Origin of the sequence: Pedobacter sp., from assembly GCF_965227205.1 — a bacterium.
Taxonomy (GTDB): domain Bacteria; phylum Bacteroidota; class Bacteroidia; order Sphingobacteriales; family Sphingobacteriaceae; genus Pedobacter.
The window spans coordinates 4,527,419-4,553,674 of sequence record NZ_OZ245727.1; the positions used below are offsets into that span (position 1 = coordinate 4,527,419).

At 35.8% G+C, this 26,256-nt stretch carries 21 protein-coding genes and 2 tRNA genes; 15 read left to right on the forward strand and 8 right to left on the reverse strand.

Annotated elements, in window-relative coordinates; all coding sequences use genetic code 11:
- Positions 1-43: 43 nt before the first annotated feature.
- The 5 genes from ACO05K_RS19620 (at position 44) to ACO05K_RS19640 (ending at position 4,317) form a co-directional block, all read left to right on the forward strand.
- The gene (locus ACO05K_RS19620) at positions 44-397 is read left to right on the forward strand and encodes a four helix bundle protein (protein ID WP_421946092.1); all 354 of its coding nucleotides are present in this window, start codon (positions 44-46) and stop codon (positions 395-397) included.
- A gap of 77 nt (positions 398-474) precedes the next feature.
- Positions 475-2,268, forward strand: coding sequence for an acyl-CoA dehydrogenase family protein (locus ACO05K_RS19625; RefSeq protein ID WP_421946093.1), 1,794 nt, complete (start codon positions 475-477; stop codon positions 2,266-2,268).
- Between the two features lie 192 nt (positions 2,269-2,460).
- Positions 2,461-2,961, forward strand: coding sequence for an FKBP-type peptidyl-prolyl cis-trans isomerase (locus ACO05K_RS19630; protein ID WP_421946094.1), 501 nt, complete (start codon positions 2,461-2,463; stop codon positions 2,959-2,961).
- The gene (locus tag ACO05K_RS19635; protein ID WP_421946095.1) at positions 2,962-3,417 is read left to right on the forward strand and encodes an FKBP-type peptidyl-prolyl cis-trans isomerase; all 456 of its coding nucleotides are present in this window, start codon (positions 2,962-2,964) and stop codon (positions 3,415-3,417) included.
- A 3-nt stretch (positions 3,418-3,420) separates the two neighbouring features.
- Positions 3,421-4,317, forward strand: coding sequence for an FKBP-type peptidyl-prolyl cis-trans isomerase (locus tag ACO05K_RS19640; RefSeq protein WP_421946096.1), 897 nt, complete (start codon positions 3,421-3,423; stop codon positions 4,315-4,317).
- On the opposite strand, the gene ACO05K_RS19645 is transcribed toward ACO05K_RS19640, so the two are convergent.
- The 3 genes from ACO05K_RS19645 to ACO05K_RS19655 all read right to left on the reverse strand — a co-directional run bounded on the left by ACO05K_RS19645 (position 4,307) and on the right by ACO05K_RS19655 (position 8,258).
- Positions 4,307-5,608, reverse strand: a complete 1,302-nt coding sequence (locus tag ACO05K_RS19645; protein ID WP_421946097.1) for a cryptochrome/photolyase family protein — start codon at positions 5,606-5,608, stop codon at positions 4,307-4,309. The two genes, ACO05K_RS19640 and ACO05K_RS19645, sit on opposite strands and share 11 nt — an antisense overlap.
- Positions 5,609-5,636: 28 nt before the next feature.
- A complete protein-coding gene (locus ACO05K_RS19650; protein WP_421946098.1) occupies positions 5,637-6,542 on the reverse strand; it encodes a TIGR01777 family oxidoreductase in 906 nt (301 codons plus the stop codon).
- Between the two features lie 105 nt (positions 6,543-6,647).
- Entirely contained in the window at positions 6,648-8,258 is a 1,611-nt protein-coding gene (locus ACO05K_RS19655; RefSeq protein ID WP_421946099.1) for a DUF4139 domain-containing protein, read from the reverse strand.
- Between the two features lie 171 nt (positions 8,259-8,429).
- Between ACO05K_RS19655 and ACO05K_RS19660 the strand changes: the two genes are divergently transcribed.
- The 4 genes from ACO05K_RS19660 (at position 8,430) to ACO05K_RS19675 (ending at position 14,618) form a co-directional block, all read left to right on the forward strand.
- Positions 8,430-9,704: a DASH family cryptochrome gene (locus ACO05K_RS19660; RefSeq protein ID WP_421946100.1), complete on the forward strand. Its 1,275-nt coding sequence runs from the start codon at positions 8,430-8,432 to the stop codon at positions 9,702-9,704.
- A gap of 199 nt (positions 9,705-9,903) precedes the next feature.
- The gene (locus ACO05K_RS19665) at positions 9,904-12,702 is read left to right on the forward strand and encodes a 2-oxoglutarate dehydrogenase E1 component (protein ID WP_421946101.1); all 2,799 of its coding nucleotides are present in this window, start codon (positions 9,904-9,906) and stop codon (positions 12,700-12,702) included.
- Positions 12,703-12,824: 122 nt separating this feature from the next.
- The gene (odhB, locus tag ACO05K_RS19670) at positions 12,825-14,051 is read left to right on the forward strand and encodes a 2-oxoglutarate dehydrogenase complex dihydrolipoyllysine-residue succinyltransferase (protein WP_421946102.1); all 1,227 of its coding nucleotides are present in this window, start codon (positions 12,825-12,827) and stop codon (positions 14,049-14,051) included.
- A gap of 207 nt (positions 14,052-14,258) precedes the next feature.
- Positions 14,259-14,618 (forward strand): DUF2809 domain-containing protein, encoded by a 360-nt coding sequence (locus tag ACO05K_RS19675; RefSeq protein ID WP_421946103.1) that lies wholly within the window; start codon positions 14,259-14,261, stop codon positions 14,616-14,618.
- A 184-nt stretch (positions 14,619-14,802) separates the two neighbouring features.
- On the opposite strand, the gene ACO05K_RS19680 is transcribed toward ACO05K_RS19675, so the two are convergent.
- From ACO05K_RS19680 to ileS, 4 genes are all read right to left on the reverse strand, one after another.
- On the reverse strand, positions 14,803-15,387 hold the full coding sequence (locus ACO05K_RS19680) for a DUF4269 domain-containing protein (RefSeq protein ID WP_421946104.1): 585 nt from the start codon (positions 15,385-15,387) through the stop codon (positions 14,803-14,805).
- A gap of 405 nt (positions 15,388-15,792) precedes the next feature.
- Positions 15,793-16,395 carry a lipoprotein signal peptidase gene (locus ACO05K_RS19685; RefSeq protein WP_421946105.1) on the reverse strand — a complete coding sequence of 201 codons (603 nt, stop codon included), beginning with the start codon at positions 16,393-16,395 and terminating at the stop codon, positions 15,793-15,795.
- Positions 16,395-16,778, reverse strand: a complete 384-nt coding sequence (locus ACO05K_RS19690; RefSeq protein WP_421946106.1) for a TraR/DksA family transcriptional regulator — start codon at positions 16,776-16,778, stop codon at positions 16,395-16,397. Before ACO05K_RS19690 ends, ACO05K_RS19685 begins: the two co-directional genes overlap by 1 nt.
- Before the next feature lie 30 nt (positions 16,779-16,808).
- On the reverse strand, positions 16,809-20,219 hold the full coding sequence (gene ileS / locus ACO05K_RS19695; protein ID WP_421946107.1) for an isoleucine--tRNA ligase: 3,411 nt from the start codon (positions 20,217-20,219) through the stop codon (positions 16,809-16,811).
- Between the two features lie 268 nt (positions 20,220-20,487).
- On the opposite strand from ileS, the gene ACO05K_RS19700 reads away from it, so the two are divergent.
- A complete protein-coding gene (locus ACO05K_RS19700; RefSeq protein ID WP_421946108.1) occupies positions 20,488-20,760 on the forward strand; it encodes an isoleucyl-tRNA synthetase in 273 nt (90 codons plus the stop codon).
- Between the two features lie 275 nt (positions 20,761-21,035).
- On the opposite strand, the gene ACO05K_RS19705 is transcribed toward ACO05K_RS19700, so the two are convergent.
- The gene (locus ACO05K_RS19705) at positions 21,036-23,387 is read right to left on the reverse strand and encodes an efflux RND transporter permease subunit (RefSeq protein WP_421946109.1); all 2,352 of its coding nucleotides are present in this window, start codon (positions 23,385-23,387) and stop codon (positions 21,036-21,038) included.
- A 123-nt stretch (positions 23,388-23,510) separates the two neighbouring features.
- On the opposite strand from ACO05K_RS19705, the gene recO reads away from it, so the two are divergent.
- The 5 genes from recO (at position 23,511) to ACO05K_RS19730 (ending at position 26,189) form a co-directional block, all read left to right on the forward strand.
- Positions 23,511-24,236 (forward strand): DNA repair protein RecO, encoded by a 726-nt coding sequence (gene recO / locus ACO05K_RS19710; protein ID WP_421946110.1) that lies wholly within the window; start codon positions 23,511-23,513, stop codon positions 24,234-24,236.
- Between the two features lie 63 nt (positions 24,237-24,299).
- A tRNA-Val gene (locus ACO05K_RS19715) sits at positions 24,300-24,374 on the forward strand.
- Positions 24,375-24,432: 58 nt separating this feature from the next.
- Positions 24,433-24,507, forward strand: a tRNA-Val gene (locus ACO05K_RS19720).
- Positions 24,508-24,617: 110 nt separating this feature from the next.
- Positions 24,618-25,529, forward strand: a complete 912-nt coding sequence (locus tag ACO05K_RS19725) for a hypothetical protein (protein ID WP_421946111.1) — start codon at positions 24,618-24,620, stop codon at positions 25,527-25,529.
- 27 nt (positions 25,530-25,556) lie between these two features.
- Positions 25,557-26,189: a class I SAM-dependent methyltransferase gene (locus ACO05K_RS19730; RefSeq protein WP_421946112.1), complete on the forward strand. Its 633-nt coding sequence runs from the start codon at positions 25,557-25,559 to the stop codon at positions 26,187-26,189.
- Positions 26,190-26,256: the final 67 nt, after the last annotated feature.

Below are 26,256 nucleotides of genomic sequence, written 5' to 3' on the forward strand. Positions count from 1 at the left end.
AAATCATCCCAAATATTTTATTCAAATCTTAACACTATCTAATATGCACAATTTTAAAGATTTAAAGGTCTGGCAAAAATCAATTGAACTGGCAGTTGAAGTTTATAAGGCAGCTTCACTTTTACCAAATGATGAAAAATATGGTCTGATTTCGCAAATGAAAAGATGTTCAGTTTCAATTTCCTCGAATATTGCAGAGGGGTCAGGCAGAGGAAGTAATCCTCAATTTAAACACTTTCTCACAATTAGCCAAGGTTCGGCTTTTGAGTTAGAAACACAATTGATTATTTCAAATAAGCTTGAACTTTTGGATGACAGCCTTGCAGACAATCTGATAGAAAAAACTATTGAGATTCAAAAAATGGTTTACGCTTTAGGTAAGAGCATTAACACCTAGCTAAATATTAAACTTAGAGATACCGGGTTTTCGAGCCCAGTCTTGATACTTGATACTCGCTACTAGATACTATTAAAATGGAAACAACTGAAAAAAAAACAATTAAAGGCGGCGAATTCTTAATTAAAGAAACTGCTTACCAGGATGTATTTATTCCTGAAGAATTTGATGAAGAGCAACAAATGATTGCGCAAACTTGTCGCGATTTTTTGGAGGCTGAAGTTTATCCAAACTTAGATAAAATTGATAAGCAGGAAGACCCTGAATTGATGCCAACGCTTTTAACCAAAGCCGGTGAATTGGGTATTTTGGGTGTTTCTGTTCCAGAAGAATATGGAGGTTTCGGCAAAAACTTCAATACTTCTATGTTGGTTGCCGATGTGGTTGGCGCTGGTCACTCTTTTGCAGTGGCACTTTCTGCACATACAGGAATTGGAACTTTACCCATCCTTTATTACGGTAACGAAGAACAAAAAGCCAAATACATTCCAAAATTGGGTTCGGGTGAATGGAAAGCGGCTTATTGTTTAACAGAACCAAATTCAGGTTCGGATGCAAATTCGGGTAAAACCAAAGCCGTTTTAAGTGCTGACGGTAAACATTATATCATCAACGGACAAAAAATGTGGATTACCAACGGTGGTTTTGCAGATATTTTTATCGTTTTTGCCAAAATTGATGATGATAAAAACTTAACTGCTTTTATTGTGGAGAAAGATTTTGGTGGCATTACCATGAATCCTGAAGAACATAAGATGGGTATCAAAGGTTCATCAACCCGTCAGGTTTTCTTTAACGACTGCGAAGTTCCTGTTGAGAATATGTTGAGCGACAGAGAAAATGGTTTCAAAATCGCGGTTAACATTTTAAATATTGGACGTATAAAATTATCTGCTGCGGCAATTGGTGCATCAAAAGCAACATTAAGTACAGCAATTAATTATTCAAATGAACGTAGTCAGTTTGGACGTTCGATTTCTAAATACGGCGCCATTCGTTTCAAAATTGCTGAAATGGCTTCGAAATTATACGCAGTTGATGCAGCAAACTACCGTGCCGGACAAAACATAGATGATACTTACGACCAATTGGTCGCTGGTGGAATGGAATCGGGCAAAGCCAGATTAAAATCTGTGGAGCAATTTGCTGTTGAATGTGCCATTTTAAAGGTTTGGGGTTCTGAAGCGCTGGATTATACTGTTGATGAAGGGGTTCAAATTTATGGTGGAATGGGTTTCAGTGCCGATGCACCAATGGATAGAGCATACCGCGATGCTCGTATTAACAGAATTTTCGAGGGAACGAATGAGATTAACCGTTTGCTAACCGTAGATATGATGTTGAAACGTGCCATGAAAGGCGAATTGGATTTAATGGGGCCAGCTACAGCGGTTGCTGCTGAATTAATGAGCATTCCTGATTTTGGTGAAGAAGATACTATATTATTTGCTGCGGAGAAAAAAGTCCTTGCCAATTTAAAGAAAGCAACTTTAATGGTTGCGGGTGCCGCGGTTCAAAAACTAATGATGACTTTGAGTAAAGAACAGGAAATTTTAATGAACATTGCAGATATGGCCGGTTATGTTTATGTACTGGAATCAGCATTGCTAAGAACAGAAAAATTGGTTTCATTACGTGGGGAAGAAGCTTCAGCTGGTCAGTTAGATTTGTTAAGGATTTATATGGTTGAGGCGGTTGATGGTGTCGCTAAAGCAGGTAAAGAAGCACTTTGGGCTTTTGCTGAGGGCGATGAGCAACGCATGATGTTGGTTGGTTTACGTCGCTTTACTAAGGTTGAACCATTTAATGTAAAAGATGCCCGTCAACGAGTTGCGCAACAACTAATTGAAGCGAATAAATATATTTTTTAAGGCTGTAAAAAGCTGAATGGTTAAAGACCAAAGCTAAAAGAGAAAAACCGAAAGAACTGATGAGGTATGAAAGCCTAATTAGTATCAATAATGGTTATTTAGTCTTTCAGCTTTGGTCTTTTTGCTTACCTCTATTTGTTAAATTTGGTTAAAAATTGTTGCAACCATATTAAAAGCTTATTTTTGCGAACTATGCTTAAGATAAAACATTTTTTGTTAATGGTTTGCATCGCAGGATGCTTTGCTGCCTGTAAAAAAATGGACGTTGGTGCGCCCTATGATCCAATTCCACAATTTAAAGCGGATACAACTGCAATCAGAGCCTATGTTAAGGCCAATAATATTGCTGTTTTAAAAAATGAACAGTATGGAGTTTTCTATCAAATTATTGCACCAGGTTCTGGAAGTATTGAATATAAAACTACAACGGCTATCTCTGTAGATTATGAAGGCAGAGTAATGAATGGCGGAATATTTGATTCTTCTAAAGGAGTTACAAAGTCGTTTGTGCTAGGAAATTTAATTCCAGGATGGCAAATTGGCGTGCCTTATATTCAAAAAGGTGGTAAAATCAGACTTTTCATCCCTTCGTATTATGGTTATGGTGAAGTTGCCAGAACTGCACCAGAATCTGTTATTCCAGCAAATTCTGTACTTGATTTTACAATCACCTTAAATGATGTTAACAACTAAATGAAGAATAATTTTTTAAAATTCGCTGCATTCAGTTTTTTAATCGTTTCGGTTTTATTTACAGCTTGTAAAAAGGATGAAGATGCTGAGAAGCAAATCACTGAATTTATTGAGAAAAACAATATACAGGCAACTAAACATTCTTCAGGGTTATATTACCAAATCGTAAAACCGGGTACTGGTTCGTCAACCTATCCATCGGGAACTAAAATCACCATAAAATACGTGGGAAAATTACTTGATGGAACGGTAATAGATGATGGTGGAAAAATTGAAAATACTTTTGTGCTTGCACAACTAATAGAAGGCTGGAGAATAGGTATTCCTCTGATTCAAAAGGGTGGAGAAATTCGGCTGATAATTCCATCAGAACTTGCTTATGGAAGCCAGGCAACCGGACCTGTACCAGCAAACTCTGTTTTAGATTTTACGATACAATTAATAAACGTACAATAATTAATGAAAAACTTTACAAAAATCAGCCTGGTGCTTGTTTTATTGGCAGTTGTGTTATTCTCGGCTTGCGAGAAACAATATGATTCTATTCAGGTTGTTGATGATGCTACTATTCAAACTTACATTAAGCAGAATAATTTAACCATGACCAAAGATGTTACTGGTTACTATTATAACATTATTACTCTTGGAACGGGTAGCGAATTAAAAAATTCTGATTCGGTATTTTATTCTTACACCTTCAAAACATTATCTGGAAGAGTATTAAATCAGACAAGTAACATTTCTATCCCAGGTACATTTTTAGGTTATACTGATGGATTTGTAATTAATAGTTCGGCTTACACATTAACTCCGGTTCGTGAGGTGCTTTCTAAATTAAAAAGAGGCGGTAAGGCAACTGTTATCATTCCTTCAAATTTAGCTTTTGGAAGAAATGGAATACCTGCTTTAGATATAGAATCGAATGAAAATATATTGGTAGAGCTGGGAATATATACACAATCAAAAAGACATGAAATTGATGAATTGCAAATTGATAATTTTCTAGCTGCAAATTCTCTAACTGCAATTAAAGATCCATCTAGAGTAAGATATATTGTTACACAACAGGGCGCCGGAACTGAACCCGTACTTTCATCGAGTTCTTTATCTGTTAACTATACTGGTCGACTTTTAACTGGAACTGTTTTCGATACTACTGATGGTACACCAACAACTTTTACTTTAATAGATACCATAAAAGGTTGGGGCATTTTGAAAAACTTTAAAGCAGGAACAAAAGTTAGAATATTTATTCCTTCAGATTTAGGTTATGGTGTATCTGGAAGCGGTACTGGAGCTATTCCTGGAAATGCTTGTTTAGATTTCAATATCGAAATTGTAAGCGTTACGAATTAAGCGCTTCTTTAAAAACTTTAAGCACTCTTTCTCGTGCAAATGTATGCTCAACTATTGGTTGAGCATATTTTTTTGTTCCAAATTCTGGCACCCATTTCTTTACATACTCAAATTTTGGGTCAAATCTTTTTGCTTGTAATTCGGGATTGAAAACCCTAAAATACGGTGCAGCATCATTTCCCGAGCCTGCTGCCCATTGCCAGCCACCAACATTACTGGCCATTTCATAATCGAGCAATTTTTCTGCAAAATAAGCTTCGCCCCATCGCCAGTCTATTAATAAATGTTTCGAAAGGAAACTTGCAACAACCATTCTAACCCGGTTATGCATCCAACCAGTCTCATTTAACTGTCGCATACCTGCATCAACTAATGGATATCCGGTTTTGCCTTCACGCCAAGCCTTGAATTCCTGCTCATCATTTCGCCACTTTATTTTATCATACTGTTTTTTAAATGAATCGAAGCCTGCGTAGGGAAAGTGCCATAAAATCATCATGTAAAATTCTCTCCAGGCCAATTCAGAAAGCCATACATTTGATTTTACTTCAGTCGCGTCCGCAACAGCTTTGCGTATGCTCAATGTACCGAAACGTAAATGCAAGCCTATATGTGTAGTTCCATCCACTGCCGGAAAATCTCTTTGTTTGCCGTAATCGTCTAATTTGTTTTCGTAACTTAATTTGGGAAATTCGAGCTCGCTTTTTTCAAAACCCATATCTTTTAAGGTAGGCATTGATAAGCGTGTAGTTTGAAAAAGATTTTTAAAATACTTTTTTGTGGGGTAAGCCTTGTAATAAAATTCTTCAAGCTTTGCTTGCCATTGTTTATAATAAGGGGTAAAAACTGTGTATGGCGTTCCATCAGCTTTTAAAATCTCACCTCTTTCAAAAATTACCTGATCTTTGTAAGTTTTAAAAGGTATTTGCTCGCTTGTTAAAAATTCAGCAACTGCATCATCCCGATCTTTAGCATAAGGCTCATAATCGTGGTTAGTGTAAACTTCCTTAAGATCGTAATCTTTCAAAATCTTTGGCCAGATTTTTTCAGGCGTGCCGTATTCAATTAAAATATCAGAATGTTTTGATTGGAGTTTGCTTTTGAGCTGGGTTAATTTTTCAAAAATGAAGGTAACTCTTGCGTCGTTTTTAGGTAAATCAGCTAAAATATTTTTATCAAAAATGAAAAGAATAAGAACCGGATTTTTACTTTTTAGCGCATGATATAATGCGGCATTATCATCTAATCTTAAATCACGGCGTAACCAGCAAATATTTATGGTTTTCTTCATTTCTAACTGTTTTTTAACGAGGGTAAATTTAGCCTTTGTAAATGTTTTTTAAGGCATCTTTAAGTTGTGTGTACTTAAAAATATAACCTGCATCCAAAAGTTTCTGGGCAGATGTATTGTTGCTCATTAAAATTGCTTCAGTTCTTTCACCCATTAATATTTCTAAAGCTTTTTTGGGTACTTTAATTGGCCAAAATGGTCTGTGGAGTTCTTTTGCAATTGTTTGGGTAAAGCCTTTGTTTGTAACGGGGAAAGGAGCACAGGCATTATAGCTTCCTTCCATTTTGGTGTTTTCCAAAGTTTCCAGATAAATTGCAACCATATCATCAATATGCAGCCAAGGTACCCATTGTTTTCCTGTTCCAATTGCCGAGCCTGCAAATAGTTTTACAGGTAAATCAAGCTGTGGGAGTGCGCCACCATTTTTACTTAAAACAATTCCGGTTCTTACTTTTACAACTCTTAAACTATGTTTTTTACCTTCATCAACCGATTTTTCCCACAAATAACAGCACTTTGCCAAAAAACCAAAGCCATTCGGACTTTCCTCTGTTAAAATTTCATCGCCGCAATCGCCATAGTAGCCAACTGCCGATGAAGAAATAAAGGATTTAACCTGATGATTCTTATTAGCCGATATTGTTTTATAAAGTAATTCTGTGGATTTTACCCGGCTGTCGATAATTTGCTGCTTCCTTTCTTCTGTCCATTTTTTATCTACAACGCCCTCGCCAGCCAAATGAACTATAGCATCGACACCATCCAGGCAACGGGTGTCAATTTCTTCTTTGTAAACATCCCATTTGTAAGCATTAGCCTCGTTTTCAGGTTTTCGAGATAACGTATTTACTTCATAGTTTTTGCTTAAAAGTAATTTCTTAAGTGCAGAACCTACTAAGCCCGTTGCTCCGGTTATCAAAATCTTCTTTGCCATAGTTAAACAACACTAAAGATACGAAAGGGTTTTTTAGAATAGACAAGTATCAATATTCAATAACCACTGAGCAACCGACTTAATAAACAAATTACAAATGAACCATTACAGCCCCGCAATTATTATGTTTTTTGGAGATTTAACTGAATAACTTAGCTTAATCGTTTTGGTTTCGCTTGGTGCAAGTTTTAAGTTCCAGGTTAACATACCAGTTTCTTTGTTAATTTCTGCCCCTTTGCTTTCTAATAATTCTATCTCAATATCACTTTGTGTAGATAGTGGATATTGGTCTTTTAAAGATAATTCGATCGCTTCTTTTTTAGTATTTCTGATTTTTAATAAGTATGTGAATGTTTGTTTTTTAGTGTTTCCAATAAATTTTTTAGTGCTAAAATCTTCCTGTTTTTCCTTAGTAATTATAATTTTCTTGTCTTTGCCCATACTCAAACTCAAGGTATCTAAAATGTTGGCAGGGTTTATAAAAGACTTGCCTGTATATGTTCCCTCGAAAATAATATTAGCATTTCCTGCTTGCAGATTTAGTTTTTCCCAATCTAAAACATCAGCCAATAGATAAGCATCGTTACTTAATCTCGGAGCAGCGTAGTATTTATATTTTGCAGGAATCTGGTATTCTTTAAATGATACAGTGTGTGGTTTATTATCGCTATTTATATCATACGGAATATCTATATCGAAGGTTACGCCAAGCTTAGTTTCATTTACTGTGGTATAATTATTTATTGTTGAAACTGCTGCCGATAAGTTTTGTCTTTTTGCATTGCCGTAACCCACAGCAACAATTTCGTTAAATGCTGCGTCTACTGCTACTGGCGATTCCATTCCTCTTAGTCTGATTTGTGGTTGAGTGGTTGAAACAAACCAAGGGTTTAAAGTTGGTGCGGTAATATTATAATTAGGATTTCCTGTAGATAACGAAAGCTTAACCTTTTTCCAGTCCAGGCCTGTGTTTTGTGTAATTGCTCCCTTATAAACAATATTTAAGGGGCTCGAAGTATTTACTGCTTTAATGTCGTAGCTTGCTAACCAATTAGCGTTTGGAGTTACATATGTAATATTATAATTGGCATTCACGTTTTCCTTGGCCATAAGTTGTAAAACCAGTTGCCCGAGTTGCTGATTAGGATTGTTTTGTAATTCTGCCAGTTGTTGTTGTAAAGCAATTAATTTTTTGGCTTGTTTATCTTCTATAACACTAATTGCCATTATAGCATTACGCACTTCGGTGCTTTTTGCTCTATAATATTCCGCAAGTTTTATTAATTCGGCAACATTAGTACCTGTGTTAACACCTCCAGACTTTCTGTTTTCATCTAATAAAGCTAAAGTTTGTTCTTCAACGGTTTTGGTGTTTCTTGTTTTTTCGAGCGCCGTATTAACCATTTTAATGCTATCGTTTAAAATTTTTATCTGAGGATTTGAGTCTTCGGTATTTAAAAAATCTCGATTAAACTGAACAGCTAAAATGGTTACACCAGCAGAAACCCCAACTTGAATTGAACTTTCGTTAACCCGGCCCGAAATATTATTAATAACTACTTCTGATGACCCTGCCGGAACATTAATTTTTCCATTGTGAGTAAGTTGCGCACCATTGTTGTAAACCGTTACACTTTCTAGCGATGCCTTGCTTTTTATTTGTTGTTGGGCAAAAACACTTATAGGGAATAATAGCGTAATTAAAATTCGTTTCATTTTTTTTATGTGTATTTATTTAAAATTTGATGGATGATGCACCGAATAATAATATTCCATAAGAAAAATGTATTTTGTTGTGGATTTGTAAAGAATTCGACATGTTTTTGATGCCGAAGAAAAATACAATAAATTTGTAATTACGCTCTTAACACAATTTCTACAATAAGGATGTCTAAAAAAATTTTAGTCTGGTTTAGAAATGATCTTCGACTTCACGATAACGAGATGTTGGTTGAGGCAATCGCTAAATCAGATTCAATTTTACCCGTTTATATTTTCGATTCTCGTTCATTTGGTGAAACAAAATACGGTACACTTAAAACCGGAAGCATCAGGGCGCAGTTTATCCTGGAAAGTGTTGCTGCTTTAAGAAATTCTCTGAAAAAAATTGGAGGGAACTTACTTGTTGCCGAAGGAAATCCTGAAGATATTCTTCCTGAGTTGGTGCAAGAGTACGAAATAAATGAAGTTTATCATCATCGTGAAGTAGCTGAAGAAGAAACACAAATTTCCGGCTTGCTAGAAAACGGCCTTTGGAAATTACGTATTAATTTAAAGCATTTTATTGGCCATACACTTTACAACAAAGAAGATTTACCTTTCCCAATAAAAGATATTCCTGATGCATTTAATCAATTTAAAAAGAAAATTGAAAGAGATGCGATTATTAAACCTTGTTTTGCAGCACCCGATAGAGTAAATGTTGCTGAAGTTATTGATTGGGGCAATATCCCATCCTTAACTGATTTAGGTTTAAATATTCACGAGAAAGATAATCGTTCGGATTTTGAATATGTTGGTGGTGAAGCCGAAGGTTTAGCCAATTTGCAAAAGGTTACAGTTGCCATGCAACAAGCTGCAACAACCAAAAATTTAATTTTGGCTTCAAAGCTTTCTGCTTGGTTGGCAATGGGTTGCCTATCGCCAAGAAAAGTTTATTGGGAAATTAAGAAAATGGAAAGTATGCCAAATACAAAGGCAATGTTTAACCATGTTTTATTGGGCTTGCTTTGGCGGGATTACTTCCGCTTTATGTTCAAAAAGTACGGCAACAATTTCTTTAAACCTAACGGATTTGGAAGCCGGGGGATTGTTGATGAAGCAAATGCTGCAGAAAATCTTAATAATTGGAAAAACGGACAAACTGGTTTTGCAATTGTTGATGCGGTAATGAACGAGCTAAATCAAACTGGTTACATATCAAACATTGCTCGGCAAACTGCAGCACTATATTTAATAAACAATTTAGAAGTGAGTTGGGTTTTAGGTGCGGCATATTTTGAAGAAAAGCTGATTGACTATAATCCGGCAAGTAATTGGGGTAACTGGGCAAATATGGCTGGTGTAGGCAACGACCAAAAATCTAAGAGTATTTTCGATTTCGATAAGAACCTAAAAAATCTAGATCCTAAAGGAAATTACGCCTTAACCTGGGCATCATAGTTAATTGTAAAATAATTGAGTTTTGAATGATTGAATTTGCATAATCACTAATTCTCTCATTCACTAATTCTTAACTTCAAAATTCCTTCATTTATCAATAATGATTCTATTCTCTAATAAATCTTATTTTAATCGACTTTTTTACCAATTATATAAGGTAAAATTCTAATTTTGTAATGCTTATAGTAAACAGTAAATAATGGGTAGTTTATCTTATCTTAATGGCGCAAACGCCGAATATATAGATTCTTTATATCAGTCGTATCAGCAAGATCCTGAATCAGTTGAATTTGGTTGGCAAAAGTTTTTTGAAGGTTTCGATTTTGGAAGAGGATCTGAAGCTGGAGCAGTAACCGCAGAAACTCCAGAACAATTTTTAAAAGAGGTTAGTGTTTTGAATTTGATTGATGGTTACAGAAGCCGCGGTCACTTATTTACGCACACAAATCCGGTACGCGAAAGACGCAAGCATTTACCTTCTTTAGATTTATCAAACTTTGGTTTATCTGACGCAGATTTAGAAACCGTTTTTAACTCTGGAGTTGAGATTGGTATCGGTGCTGCAAAATTAAAAGATATTGTTGCTTTCTTAAAGCAAACCTACGCAAGCTCTATCGGAGCTGAGTTTAAATTTTTACGTACACCAGAAGTTTTGAACTGGATTCAAGGCAAAATGGAAAGTGCTCGTAACACTCCAAATTTTTCCATCGAAGAGAAAAAACGCATTCTTAGAAAATTGAATGAAGCAGTAAGTTTCGAAAATTTCTTAGGAACAAAATTCTTAGGCCAAAAACGTTTCTCTTTAGAAGGCGCTGAGGCTTTAATTCCGGCATTAGACTCTGTTATTGAAAAAGGTGCAGATTTAGGGATTGAGGAATTTGTAATTGGTATGGCACACCGCGGTCGTTTGAACGTGTTGGCTAATATCATGCAAAAAACTTACAAAGATATTTTTACAGAGTTTGAAGGCAAAAGCTACAACCCGGAAACACCATTTGGTGGCGATGTGAAGTATCACTTAGGTTATTCAACCGATGTAACTACTGTTGCGGGCAAAAGCGTTCACTTAAGTTTATGTCCAAATCCATCTCACTTAGAAACTGTTGATGGTGTGGTAGAAGGCATGAGCCGTTCGAAAATTGATTTTAAATATGGTGGCGATAACAGTCGTTTAGCACCAATTTTAATTCATGGCGATGCTTCAGTTGCTGGTCAGGGTATCGTCTACGAAGTAATACAAATGGCTGGTTTAGATGGTTACAAAACCGGTGGAACTATTCACTTGGTAATTAACAACCAAATCGGTTTTACTACTAATTATAAAGATGCCCGTACAAGTACATATTGTACAGATATCGCTAAAGTAACTTTATCTCCGGTATTCCATGTAAATGGTGATGATCCTGAAGCTTTGGTTTATGCGATTAATTTAGCAATGGAATATCGTCAGAAATATAAAAACGATGTTTTCATTGATATTTTGTGTTACCGTCGTTTTGGTCACAATGAGTCTGATGAACCTAAATTCACGCAGCCGTTATTGTATAAAACAATTGAGAAACACCCAAATCCAAGAGAGATTTATATAGAGCAATTAACTAAAGAAGGTAAGTTAGAGGCGGGCTTGGCAAAAGAAATGGAAAAAGATTTCCGTGGAATTTTACAAGAGCGCTTAAACGAAGCTAAAGAGTTTGTTGCCGGAGATACTGAAGTAAAATTTGGTGGTGCATGGGCAGATTTACGTATGGCTACGCCGAAAGATTTTGAAAAATCTCCGGTTACGGCAGTAAAAAAAGCTACATTATTAGAAATCGGTAAACGCATTACAACATTACCATCTAATAAAAAGTTCTTCAAAAAAATTGAAAAATTATTTGCTGAACGCACCAAAATGGTTAACGAAACAAACGTTTTCGATTGGGCAATGGGCGAGCAATTGGCTTATGGTACTTTGTTATCAGAAGGCAAACGTGTTCGTTTAAGTGGCCAGGATGTAGAACGTGGTACTTTTTCTCATCGCCATGCGGTATTAACTTTAGAAGATAGCGAGGAAGAATATGTTCCTTTAGCAAATATATCAGACCAACAGGCACCATTCGATATTTACAATTCGCATTTATCAGAATATGGTGTTTTAGGTTTCGAATACGGATATGCGATGGCTAATCCAAACGCTTTAACCATCTGGGAAGCTCAATTTGGCGATTTCTTTAACGGAGCGCAAATTGTAATTGACCAGTATGTTGCAAGTGCCGAAACTAAATGGCAACGCGAAAATGGTTTGGTAATGTTATTGCCACACGGTTACGAAGGCCAAGGACCAGAGCATTCATCGGCACGTATTGAACGTTTTATGGAGCTTTGCGCAGATTACAACATGCAAGTTGTAAATTGTACTACACCTGCAAACTTCTTCCACGTTTTACGCCGCCAGTTTAAACGCGATTTCCGTAAGCCATTAGTTGTATTTTCTCCAAAGAGTTTATTACGTCATCCATCTTGTGTTTCTAAATTAGATGAATTTACAGAAGGCGGTTTCAAAGAGGTAATTGATGATGTAAATGTTAAAGTTTCAGATGTAACGCGTGTTGTGTTCTGTAGCGGTAAAATTTACTATGAATTGCTGGAAAAACAACAGGCTGATAAAGTTAAACACGTTGCAATTGTACGTGTTGAGCAATTATATCCAACTCCTGTTGACCAAATGGAAGCGATTAAAACAAAATATAAAAATGCTGATGAGATTTTCTGGGTACAAGAAGAACCAGAAAACATGGGCGCATGGCCATATTTATTCCGCAAGTTGTATAAAACCGGTTTAAAAGGTATTGATGTGATTTCGAGAAAAGAAAGCAGCAGTACAGCAACTGGTTTTGCAAAACAACATGCTAATCAACAAGCTTATATTTTAGCTAAAGCTTTAGAACTTCCTGTTAAAAAAGAAGAAGTAAAAGAAGCAACTAAAAAGGCAAGCAAAAAAATGGCGGAAGCCGATTAAGATGAATATACAATAATCAAATTTCAATTTTCAAACATAAATGTGCGATAGATTTGATAATTGATTATTCGACATTGGTAATTATATAAAAATTAGAAGCTAATAAAGACATATTAAACATTATGAGTTTAGAGATAAAAGTTCCACCAGTTGGTGAGTCGATAACCGAAGTTGTTTTATCGCAATGGTTAAAAAACGATGGCGATGTTGTTGAAATGGATGAAGTTATTGCTGAGTTAGAATCAGACAAGGCTACTTTCGAATTAACTGCAGAGCAGGCTGGAACTTTAAGAACCATAGCTGCTGAAGGCGATACTTTAGCGATTGGCGCAGTAGTTTGTAAAATTGAAGATGGTGGCACAGCACCTGCAAAGGCTGATGCTCCTAAAGCAGAAGAAAAAGCAGTTGTTGCTGAAGATAAAACTTCGGCTCCTGTTGCAGAAAAATCTGGCGAAAGCTACGCTACCGGAACTCCATCTCCTGCAGCAGGCAAAATTCTTGCTGAAAAAGGTATTGATGCCGGTGCTGTAAAAGGTACAGGCGTTGATGGTCGCATTACTAAAGACGACGCTGTAAAAGCTGAAGCTGGGAAGGCGAAAGCTGAAAGCCCTAAGGCTGCGGCTCCTACGGTTGCTGCTCCGGCTGGTGCACGTTCTGAGCGTCGTGAGAAAATGTCTCCATTACGTAAAACAGTTGCTAAACGTTTGGTTACTGTGAAAAATGAGACAGCGATGTTAACCACTTTCAATGAGGTTAATATGAAGCCAATCATGGATTTACGTGGTAAATACAAAGATTCTTTCAAAGAGAAACATGGTGTTGGTTTAGGTTTTATGAGTTTCTTTACTAAAGCAGTAACAGAAGCTTTAAAAGATTTCCCTGCGGTTAATGCTCGTATCGATGGTGAAGAAATAGTTTATAATAACTTTGCTGATGTTTCTATCGCGGTTTCAGCTCCAAAAGGTTTAGTAGTTCCTGTTATTCGTAATGCTGAAAGCATGAGTTTAGCAGAAATTGAAAAAGCTGTTTTGGCTGTGGCTTTAAAAGCTCGTGATGGTAAATTAACGATTGAAGAAATGACTGGTGGAACTTTCACTATCACTAACGGTGGTGTTTTTGGTTCGATGATGTCAACTCCGATTATTAATGCACCACAATCGGCTATTTTAGGTATGCACAACATTGTTGAGCGTCCGGTTGCTGAAAAAGGTGAGGTGGTAATTCGTCCGATGATGTATGTTGCCTTATCTTACGACCACAGAATTATCGACGGACGTGAGTCAGTTGGTTTCTTGGTTCGTGTTAAACAATTGTTAGAAGACCCAGCTAGATTATTATTAGGCGTTTAGTCTACTATAATCTCAAAAATATGAAGCCTCGACCTACTGGTTGAGGCTTTTTTTGTTTTCAACTATCGTCATTGCGAGGCACGAAGCAATCTTAAAGCGCTAGTCTAACCTATATTTGTAAGATGCTTCGTGCCTCGCAACGATGAACGACTAATATTTCTCTTCATTTTAGGTCGAAATGATGAAAAATCTATTTTATATTTAAAGATGAAATTAACGTTCAATCTAAAATTCTTCTTCATTTTTCTAACGATTTTTATTGTAGAAATTTTAATTGCAAAGTACTTGAACGACGCGTTTATACGCCCGTTTGGAGGGGACGTTTTGGTAGTGGTTTTGATGTATGCTTTCTTTAGGATTTTCCTTGAAACAAATAATAAAAAGCTTGCGCTAGGTGTCTTGATTTTTTCTTTTGTTATTGAGTTTTTGCAAGCAACACATTATGTAAATTGGTTAGGTTTGCAAGACAGCAAATTTTGGACAATTGTTTTAGGTACTTATTTTTCTGTTTACGATTTGCTGGCTTATTTTGTTGGCTATTTGATTTGTTTGTTGTTTAAGGATTGAACAATGTAGGGATTCTGCTTTGACCACTACGTCATTGCGAGGCACGAAGCAATCTTAAAATTATTGTTTGACCAGCGTTCGCATTAGGATTGCTTCGTGCTTCGCAATGACGACCGCCTCAAAATATCTTTCAAATTGATTTACAGTATTACTTCTTTATTATTCTCCGCAATGACGGACACCTTTAGAGTTCCAACATCAAAAGTTCTTCGTACGCTTCTCCCTGCAAGCCCAGCAACTTTGCAAAAGCTGGTTCGGTTTTTAAACCCTGTTTTTTAAGTTCAATAACCTGCAGTCTAAAATCTTCTCCCTTTTCCATTAGTAATTTGTGTTCGATAAGCATGTGACGGTAAGCATTTTGTTGTTGTGTCGGAATGTCTTGTCCGAATATTTCGATTTCGAAATCCTGAATGAAGAAATTTGCTTTAATAGAATTAAACCTTTCGCTTTTAGCAATAACAAAACCTTTTTCATTTTGAAAGTGGATTTGTAAAGTGTTTAGGAATTCTTCTTTGTTTTCAATGTAACATATGATATCCAAATCACTGTTTTTGATATCTATATTGATGGGAATAGTGCCAACCAAAATGGGAGCGAAGCGATTAAGTTTTTCTAAAATGAGATTCGCAGTCAAAATTTGATAAGCTTCCTTCTGCCTTTCGTTCCCTGTTTTTAAATACGATATATCGAGAAAGTTTAGATTTGGCGCCATACAATTTTTGTTTCTTGCAGTATCCAAAGTTAATAAACCCGATAGTATAAATGCCAATGCGTTTTAATTCTTTCGTAGTTTTTAGCAGATAGAAGGTTAAACTACAGGTTTCATTGGCAGTAAGGATAGCGGGAAGAAGCTTTGATTTTGGTAGGGATTTGCTTTTCAAAAAACCTCTCCCAGTTAGAGGAAGTGTTATTTCTTCTTTTTAGCAAATCCCTCTCCTTGAAGAGAGGGAAACAGTGTTTGTACGTTAAACCGAACCAAACTCTAATTTATATTCCTTTGATTTGGTCAATATGCAGCGCTCCTTTAATCCCTCTCTTTCAGGAGAGGGAAAGCATTAACCTATGTTTAACCAGAAGTGTTAACAGGGAGAGGTTAAAATAAAAAATCCCATTTCAACTAAGAAATGGGATTTATATAAATTGTTGTTCTTCGACAAGCTCAGAATGACAGGTACTAATCTTCTACAATTTCACTATTAATGCTTACTTCGTCTTTAACATCTTCTTTAAAGTAATTTTTCTGGAAGATGAGGATAAGTATAACACCAACTGAAATGGCGGCATCCGCAAGGTTAAAAACCGGTCTGAAGAATACGAATTCATCTCCACCCCAAATTGGAATCCAACTTGGGAAATGCCCTTGAGCAATTGGGAAATAAAGCATATCTACAACGCGACCGTGAAACCAACTTTCGTAGCCATAAATTTTGCCATAAAATACTGAATCGATGATGTTTCCTAATGCACCTGCAAAAATAAGGGCAACATTTATAATTAAACCGCGATGGTATTTGTGCTTAATTAAATAGTGCAAACCATAACCAATACCGCCAACTGCAGCAATGCGAAATAATGATAAAGCCAGTTTTCCAAATTCACCACCAAACTCCATCCCGAAAGCCATACCGTTATTCTCGGTAAAATGGATAATAAACCATTTACCTATAATGTTAAACTCCTGGCCAAGATACATATGGGTTTTAATCCACGTTTTTAAAACCTGGTCGGCAAGTAAAACTAAAAAGATAACAATTAAAGGTTTTGTATAGCCTTTCATTAATTCTGCTTTAATTTAGCTTCCATGCTTAAAGTAGCGTGAGGTACTGCACGTAAACGCTCTTTTTGGATTAGTTTACCAGTTTCGCGGCAAATACCATAAGTTTTGTTTTCGATACGAACCAAAGCATTCTCTAGGTTATCGATAAATTTTTTCTGGCGAGCAGCTAGTTGATTGATTTGCTCTTTCTCCATGGTTGCAGAACCATCTTCTAATGTTTTGTAAGCTCCAGATGTGTCTTCTGTACCGTTAGCGTTTGGATTACTTAATGATGAGGTTAAGGCATTAAGTTCTTCTTTCGCAGTGCGCAATTTATCTTGAATTAATTCTTTAAATTCCTGAAGTTCACTGTCTGAGTAGCGTGTTTTGTTACTATTTTCCATGCTTTTAATTTAGTTTTCTAATATATGGATTTATATTTTAGTTACTGAAATGCTTAACTCAACATCATCTATAATGATTTTGTTTGCATTAGTTACAGTATCTGTTAATTCTAGTTCATCGGCTAAAATTTCTGCGCAAATGTATGCCTTGTTTTTAGCAACTGCATCGGTTACAAGATTATCATTTTGTAAAGAAACTTTAATTCTATCGGTTACTTCAAAATTTAGTTCTTTACGCAAATTCTGGATTCTGTTTACCAATTCGCGAGAAATTCCTTCTTGTTTCAATTCTTCGGTAATGGTAATATCCAAAGCAACTGTTAAGCTACCTAAATTGGTTACCTGCCATCCCGGGATATCTTCCGCAATAATTTCCACATCCGATAGTTGAACAGCGTATGTAATGCTCTCGCCAAGATTTGGATCGGTTACGATTTCTATCTGCCCATCTTTTTCAAGGGTGAAGATGTTTTCCTGACTGAAATTATTAATCGCATCAGCAACGGCTTTCATACTTTTGCCAACTTTAGCACCTAAAACCTTAAAGTTCGGTTTCACCTTTTTCTTAACGATGCCATGAGTATCGGTAATAAACTCGATGTTTTTAACATTCGTTTCTGAAAGGATATAATCGGCAATTTTTGAGATTTTTTGCTCGAAATCGCTGCTTAAAGATGGAATTAAGATTTTCTGTAAAGGCTGACGAACGTTGATGCTCGATTTTTTACGCAGCGATAAAACCATTGATGAAATATCCTGAGCGTAAACCATACGTTCGTTCAAATCATTGTCAATTAAACTTTCATCAGCTTCGTTCCATAAAGTTAAATGAATAGATTGCTCCGCTTTTTTATCGGTAACGGTTAAGTTTTTGTATAACCAATCGGCAAAGAAAGGCGCAACAGGACTCATTAGCTGTGCTAAAGTTTCTAAACAAGTGTAAAGCGTTTCGTAAGCGGCACGTTTATCATCAGTCATTTCGCCTTTCCAAAAACGGCGGCGACTTAACCTGATGTACCAGTTGCTTAAATGCTCATCAACAAATGCCTGAATTGCTCTTGTAGCTTTAGTTGGCTCGTAAGCGTTGTAAGCCTCATCAACTTCATTGATTAAGTTTTGGAGTAAAGATAAAATCCAACGATCTAGCTCAGTTCTATCTTCAACCTTGCTTAAATTGTTTTTGTCGATTTCGAACTTATCGATGTTGGCGTACAAGGCGAAGAACGAATAGGTGTTATAAAGTGTTCCGAAAAACTTACGACGAACTTCTGCAATTCCCTCAATATCAAACTTTAAGTTATCCCAAGGATTTGCATTCGAAATCATGTACCAACGCGTGGCATCGGCACCATACTCGTTAATGGTTTGGAATGGGTCTGCAGCATTGCCTAAACGTTTAGACATTTTCTGCCCGTTTTTATCTAGCACCAATCCGTTTGATACCACGTTTTTGTAAGCTACCTTATCAAAAACTAAGGTAGAGATGGCATGCAAAGTATAAAACCATCCACGGGTTTGGTCTACACCTTCAGCAATAAAATCTGCCGGGAAATCTTCATTTCCATCAATGCTTTCTTTGTTTTCGAAAGGGTAATGCCATTGCGCATAAGGCATGGCGCCAGAATCAAACCAAACATCAATCAAATCGGTCTCACGAGTCATTGGTTTGCCTGATGGAGAAACTAACACAATCTCGTCAACTACATTTTTATGCAAATCGATTAAATCGTAATTCTCTTCAGACATGTTGCCGATTTCGAATCCTTTAAAAGGGTTTTCTTTTTGGAAACCAGCGGCGATAGCTTTTTCTATAGCGTTATAAAGTTCTTCAATAGAACCGATTAATACTTCCTCTTTTTTATCTTCCGTTCTCCAGATTGGCAAAGGAATGCCCCAATATCTTGAACGCGATAAATTCCAATCATTAGCATTCTTTAACCAGTTGCCAAAACGACCTTCGCCCGTAGATTTTGGTTTCCAGTTAATGGTTTCATTCAGGTCGAACATTCTGTCTTTAACATCAGTAACCTTAATGAACCAAGAATCTAAAGGATAATATAAAAGCGGTTCATCAGTTCTCCAACTGTGTGGATAACTGTGAACGTATTTCTCAACTTTAAAAGCTTTGTTTTCTTCTTTTAATAAAATCGCGATTTCAACATCGACCGATTTTTCAGGTGCGGTGCCGGCATCATAATATTCGTTCTTTACATATTTGCCTGCAAAAGGACCAACATGTTTAGTGAATTTCCCCTGCAAATCAACCAGCGGAACAAGAATATCATTATCATCCAATACCAACATTGGTGGTACTTCAGGCGTAGCTTCTTTTGCAACCTTCGCATCATCTGCACCAAAAGTAGGGGCGGTGTGCACAATACCAGTACCATCTTCTGTAGTTACAAAGTCTCCAGAAATTACGCGGAAAGCGTTTTCTGGATTGTTGTATGGCAAAGCATAAGTTAAAAGTTGTTCATATCTAATGCCAACCAAGTCAGTTCCTTTGCATTCAGCAAGAATTTGGTAAGGAATTTTCTTATCGCCAGCTTTAAAGTTAGTAAAATCATCAGCTTCGTTGCTTTCAAAGAAAGTTTTGCTGAACTGTTTTCCAACTAGATTTTTAGCTAGAATTACATTCGTTGGCAAAAACGTATACTGGTTAAAAGTTTTAACTAAAACATAGTCGATTTTTGGCCCAACAGTTAAAGCTGTATTCGATGGTAAAGTCCATGGAGTTGTCGTCCAGGCCATCAAATAAATATCGCCATAGCCCTGTAAAAATGCAGGTAAAGTATCTGCTAAAGCTTTAAACTGTGCAACAATTGTGGTATCGGTAACATCGCGATAAGCACCTGGCTGGTTCACTTCGTGAGAACTTAAACCTGTTCCTGCTTTTGGCGAATAAGGTTGAATGGTGTAACCTTTGTAGATTAATCCTTTATCGTAAATCTGTTTCAAAAGCCACCAAACCGATTCCATGTATTTCGATTTGTAGGTAATATATGGGTCGTCCATATCTACCCAATAGCCCATTTTTTCAGTTAAATCGTTCCAAACATCAGTGTAACGCATTACTGTTTTTTTGCAGGCTTCGTTATAATCCTCAATAGAAATGGTTCTACCGATGTCTTCTTTAGTAATACCTAATTCTTTTTCAGTACCAAGTTCTACAGGCAGGCCATGAGTATCCCATCCCGCTTTACGTTTAACCTGAAAGCCTTTAATTGTTTTGTAGCGGCAAAAAATATCTTTAATAGCACGAGCCATTACATGGTGAATCCCCGGCATACCATTGGCAGACGGTGGTCCTTCGTAAAAAGTAAACGGGTTGGATTTAGAACGAGAAGAAATGCTCTTTTCAAAGATATTTTCCTCTTTCCAAAAATCCAGTATTTCCTGCCCTATTTTGGCAAGGTCTAGTTGTTTAAATTCGCTATACATCAATCAGGTACCTCAAAAAATTAAGGTTGCAAAGTTAAAGTTTTTCGCTCAAATTTGGTAGTTTTGATGTAAATACTTTTAATGTGAAATTATTTAATATCGGCCTTTTGTTAATGATTATTGCTGTAGTTGCATTGCCAATTGTAGCCGTTATTAACCCAGCCAATCGCGATTTTGTACTGTATGCATTTTATTTCTGTGGTGCATTAGAACTAATTGGACTCATCTTTGTTTTAGTTCATATAATCAAACTCAAAAGAAACTCCGCATGATAAAGCTTCTCAAATTGCAAAAGGCCGTTTTGGTGCTTATACTTGGCGTGCTTTCATTTATCGCTTACCGAATTTTATCTGCCTATGAAGTGAGTTGGGCTCGATACATGCAAATACTTGCGGGTGTATTGGTAATGGTTGGTGCGCTATGGATGTTATATCCTATTCTTTTCGCCAAAGATGATGGTGATGGTAAGGCCGAAATTATTACCGACCCAACGGTTGAAACTCCAGTTGATGAGGAAGAAGAAAAACCTGCGACGGAGTAATATTAAATAGGTAATTGTTTTTTAGAACCGTCCTTATGCTGAATTTATTTCAGCATCTCTATTGAGGTAATTTATAGCATGCTTTTTATTTTGAAAAGCAAAACCTGTCTTTCATTTTAATGTCCGCCCTGCTGTTCGCTTTACTCGCTCCATAAAAAATTTCGCTCGTGCTCGCTGCCATCAGGTTTAAATAATTTCAGGTAGATTAAGAAACTGAGTTTGTCGAGCGAATTGCTTACTTACTTACAACATATCCCACGATTTAAATCGTGGGCTTAATGGTCAAACTCTCCAGCATTTCTAGCCGATTCTTCATCAGAAACTACTTTTCTAACTTTCTTTTTATCCAACCATAAAACTAAAGCTGGTAATAAAGTTAGGTTGAAAATCAATGCGACAAATAACGTTATCGAAAGGAGTAAGCCTAAAACCACAGTTCCACCAAAGGTTGAAGCTGTGAAAATCCCGAAGCCGAAAAATAAAATTAAAGCAATGTGCGTCATGCTCACACCGGTTTCAGTAATGGTATCCGTAATCACTTTAGGAACAGAGAAATTCGTTAAATTAAGCTCTTGCTGGTAACGGGTTAAGAAATATATCGTTTGGTCTGATGCCAAACCAAAAGCAATTGTGAAAATTAAAATCGTAGACGGTTTTAAGGAAATTCCAAAGTATCCCATAATTCCCGCCGTAATAATTAACGGAACAATGTTAGGTAACAAGGAAATAAACATAATTCCCAAGCTCTTAAACTGCGCTAAACGTAAAAGCGAAATCAATACAATTGCTAAACCAATGCTTTCAAATAAGTGCTTTAACATATAATCTGTTCCTTTCGAGAAGATTACGCTAGAACCTGTTAATTCAACATTAAATTTTTCTGGAGGTAAAATACTGTCTATGCGTGGTTTCAATTCTGCGATAATCGCATCCAAACGTTTGGAGCCGACATCAGCCATTTGAAAACTAATCCTTGTACTTTGATTGTCTTTGCTTACAAAATTAGTTAACAAACTTGCGTTGCCTTTTCCACCACTTGCAATGTAAGCCAGAATAAAGTTTTTCTCCATATTATCCGGTAGGCGGAAAAATGTAGAATCGTTATTATAAAAGGCTTGTGTGGCATATTTCAATCCCATGTTTACCGAAATCGAACGTGAAAATTCAGGATATGCAGAAATCATCTTTTCCAGTTTTTCCATTCTCTTCAAGTTTGTTAGGTTGAAAACACCGTTCTTTTTCTTGGTATCAACGCTAACTTCCAGCGGTAAAATGCCTTCAAAATTTTTCTCAAAGAATTTCAAATCAGCTAAAATGGTCGAGCTTTTAGGTAAGTCATCAACTACATAACCGTTCACATTAATTTTCATCACACCTATAAAAGCGATTATGGAAATTATTATCGTTGCGATATATATTAAGCTACTTTTCTGCTGAACCAAAACATCAGTTTTTACCAAAATTTTGTGCAAAAATCCCTCTTCAACATGTGTTTGTGCTTTAAGTTTAGGTGCAGGGAGATAACTGAAAATAATTGGAATCAGGCACAAGCACATTAACCAGGTAATCATCACATTTATTGATGCTACGCTACCAAATTGCATTAACAATTCGCTTCCTGTAAAGTATAAAACGCCAAAACCAATCGCAGCTGTAATGTTTGCAATTAATGTTGTAACGGCAATTCGTTCAATTGTTATACTAAGTGCATGTTCTTTCGAACTTCCTTTTCTGAGTTCGTTTTGGTATTTATTCAACAATAAAATACTATTCGGAATTCCGATAATTACAATAAGCGGAGGAATTAGTCCCGTTAAAATGGTTAATTCAAAGCCAAATAAAACTAAAGTTCCGATGCTCCAGATTACACCCATTATTACGACTAAAATCGGGAAGAATACAGCATAAAATTTTCTAAAGAAAATCAGCAGAATTAATGCAGAAACTAAAATCGATAAGCCTAAAAATAATACGAATTCATTACTAACCAATTTGCTTACTGCAGTGCGGATATAAGGCAAGCCCGAAATGTGAACTTGTATTTTAGTTTCTTCTTGAAATGCTTTTGCCTTAGCTTCTATCTCTTTTAAAATTGGGTTACGTTCAGCGGTGTTTAAGATTTTCGTATCAAAAGTAATAGCCATCAATGTGGCATCTTGCTTATTGTAAACCAATCCCTCAAAAAATGGCGTATTATATAAGGCACTTTTTATTGAGTCCATTTCGGCATCAGTTTTCACTAATCCATTCGGAATTGCCTTTAAAACAAATTTTTGCCCAACAGTATCTTTATCCAGTTGAAAAATCCGACCAGAAGATAAAACTGCCTTTATGCCTTTTAACTTTTGGATATCGTTAGAAAGCTGAACCCATTTATTGTAAGTTTCTTTTTTGAAAATATCAGGCGATTGAATACCAACTACCATTACACTGCCATCTTCGCCAAAGGTTTTTTTGAAATTGTTGTATTTTACAAATGCACTGTCGGTAACAGGCAAAATTTTGCTTCCGGTGTAATAAAGTTTAACATTCTTGGCTTGATAAGCCATAAAAACAGTACCCAATACAAAGAACAGAATAATTGCAATGCGGTTCTGAAGAATAAACCTTGATAGCTTAACCCACATGTGTAGTCTAGTTTTAAATTATAATGATAACGGCAAAACTAATCTTATTTATAAATCAGAATGACTTTTTGCGCAATTAAATTTGCACAAATAACATACTTTTGAGAAAATTGTTTGAGTGGTATGTTGCACAAGGTTAGAGGCATTGTTTTAAAAACGACGAATTATAGCGAAAGCAGCATAATTGTTCAGGTGCTTACCGATAAATTCGGGATGCAATCTTATCTGATTAACGGGGTTAAAAAGCCAAAGGCTAAGATTAAGATGAATATGTTGCAGTCTCTACATTTGCTTGATATGGTCGTTTATCATAAGGCAAATACAAGTATTCAACGGGTTTCTGAAGTAAGGCAAGTGCCGGTATTTAAAAGCATTCCTTATGATATTGTAAAAACTAGCATTGTAATTTTTTTAAACGAGGTGCTTTATAAAAGTATTCGTCAGCAATCTGCTGATGAGAGTTTGTTCGACTATATTTTTAATTCAATTGCCTGGTTTGATGAAAACGAAGAACTTAATCCAAATTTTCATTTATCTTTTTTACTGAAACTAACCCGTTTTTTAGGTTTCTCTCCTAATGAGAAAAGAAGAACAGACCAGGTTTATTTTGATTTGCAAGAGGGCGAATTTCTTTCGAGAATGCCAATTCACTCAAATTATCTTCAGTTGGATGATGCTTTAGGTTTTATATCCTTGTTTAATACACCACTGGAGAAAATTTCTGAAATAAAGATGAGTAATGTACAAAGAAGGTTTCTGTTAGATAAGATATTGGTTTTCTATACCTTACATACCGCTTCGTTTGGTGAAGTTCAATCTCATAAAATTTTAGAAACATTACTTAGCTGAAAAAAAATAAAAAAGATTTGCGAAACAAGATTATAGCGCTATATTTGCATTCCCAAAAGGAAAGGGAAATTAGCTCAGCTGGTTCAGAGCACCTCGTTTACACCGAGGGGGTCGGGGGTTCGAACCCCTCATTTCCCACACTAAGCCTTTCAAGGAGTTGAAAGGTTTTTTAATGAAAATGCAATCCTTTAAATAAGGGAAATTAGCTCAGCTGGTTCAGAGCACCTCGTTTACACCGAGGGGGTCGGGGGTTCGAACCCCTCATTTCCCACACTAAGCCTTTCAGGAAACTGAGAGGCTTTTTTTATGCAATAAAATCTATCGCTTTTTAATAAATTTCTTAATATAATATCCGAAATTGGCGGCTAGAATGATTCCTAAATGCTAAACAAAATTATTCGGTTCATCTTCTTTGGAAATTACTTTGTTGGTATTCTTGCCGTAGCCTTAACCTTGGAGGCAACCTTTCAGCTACGCTTGCCTTTCAATTCTTTAAATTATTATCTCTTACTTTTTCTTGCGCCAACAATTTATTACACCTACGCTTACAGCAAAGCTTCTACAAATTCTTCAACAACAAACCCTCGAAATCAATGGTATTTTAAGCATAAAAAGTTTATTAATTGGAGTCAGGCGGTATTGTTTACTCTATGTTTATCCCTTACGGTAAATTTATTGTATGAAAATTTTCAAAATATATTAAATCTTCCGGTCGTTTATTGGGTAGCAATTATCATCATAATAGTTGCTGGCGCTTTATATTATGGTTTGCTTCCTAAATCTTTCTTAAACTTTAATTTACGAAATACAGGCTGGTTAAAAGCTTTTGTAATTGGTTTTGTTTGGGCTTGCTGTGCCAACGTTTTGCCATTAATTATGCTGAAGATTGAAACTGGCATAGGTTACCACGACTCAGTTTTGTGGACATGGCTTTTCATCAAAAATTGGATGTTTTGCACCGTAAATGCCATCATCTTTGATATTAAAGATTATCCTACAGATGCAAATAAGCACTTGCGAACTTTCGTAGTACGTTATGGATTAAGAAAAACAATCTTCAATATCCTTATTCCCTTGTTACTGGTAGGCTTATTGTCTTTAGCCGTATTTGCGAATTACAAAGGTTTTGATTTACCTCAGGTTTTATGCAACGTGTTACCCTTTATTTTAACGCTTTATGTAGCTTATGCCATGCATAAAAGAAAAAATATTTTATTCTACTTAATTGTTATTGATGGTTTAATTCTCTTCAAAGCCATTTGCGGAATAATCGGAATGCAATTTGTAAGATAGACTGAAAATCACTCAACTTTTAAAATTTTGGCAAATAATTATGATAAAATAGCAAAGCATTATGATTGGTTAAGCCGAATTGTGTTTTCTAAAGCTCAGGTTAATGCTCAAAAAAATCAACTCAAATACCTTACACCCAACGCTTGTATATTAATTGTTGGTGGTGGCACTGGGTGGATTTTAGAAGAAATTGCCAAAATTTATCCTTCCGGATTAAAGATAGTTTATGTTGAGATTTCAGCTAAAATGATTGCTTTATCAAAGAACAGAGATTTTAAGGAGAACGACGTAAAATTTGAAAATCAGGCTATTGAAAACTTTGAATCAGCTATTGAATTTGATTTTATTTTAACACCTTTTTTATTTGATAATTTTAATCAGGAGCAAGCAGAACTGGTTTTTCATAAATTAAATCTCTTGTTGAAAAATAATGGAAAATGGTTCTTAGTCGATTTTACACTTCAACACGGAGTGGGGAAATGGTGGAAATCACTTCTATTAAAATCAATGTATTTATTCTTTAGATTTTTTAAAATGGTCAGCGTTTCTAAATTAGTTGAGATGAAACCTTATTTCTTAAAACAAGACTATATAATTCTAGAAGAAAGATTTTACTTCAAAAACTTTATTGAAGCTACTGTTTACCTAAAACAAAAATGACAAATTTTAAATGCAACTATATTGCTTTTAATATTGAATTCTGTATTTTTGATTAAAATTAGAGACT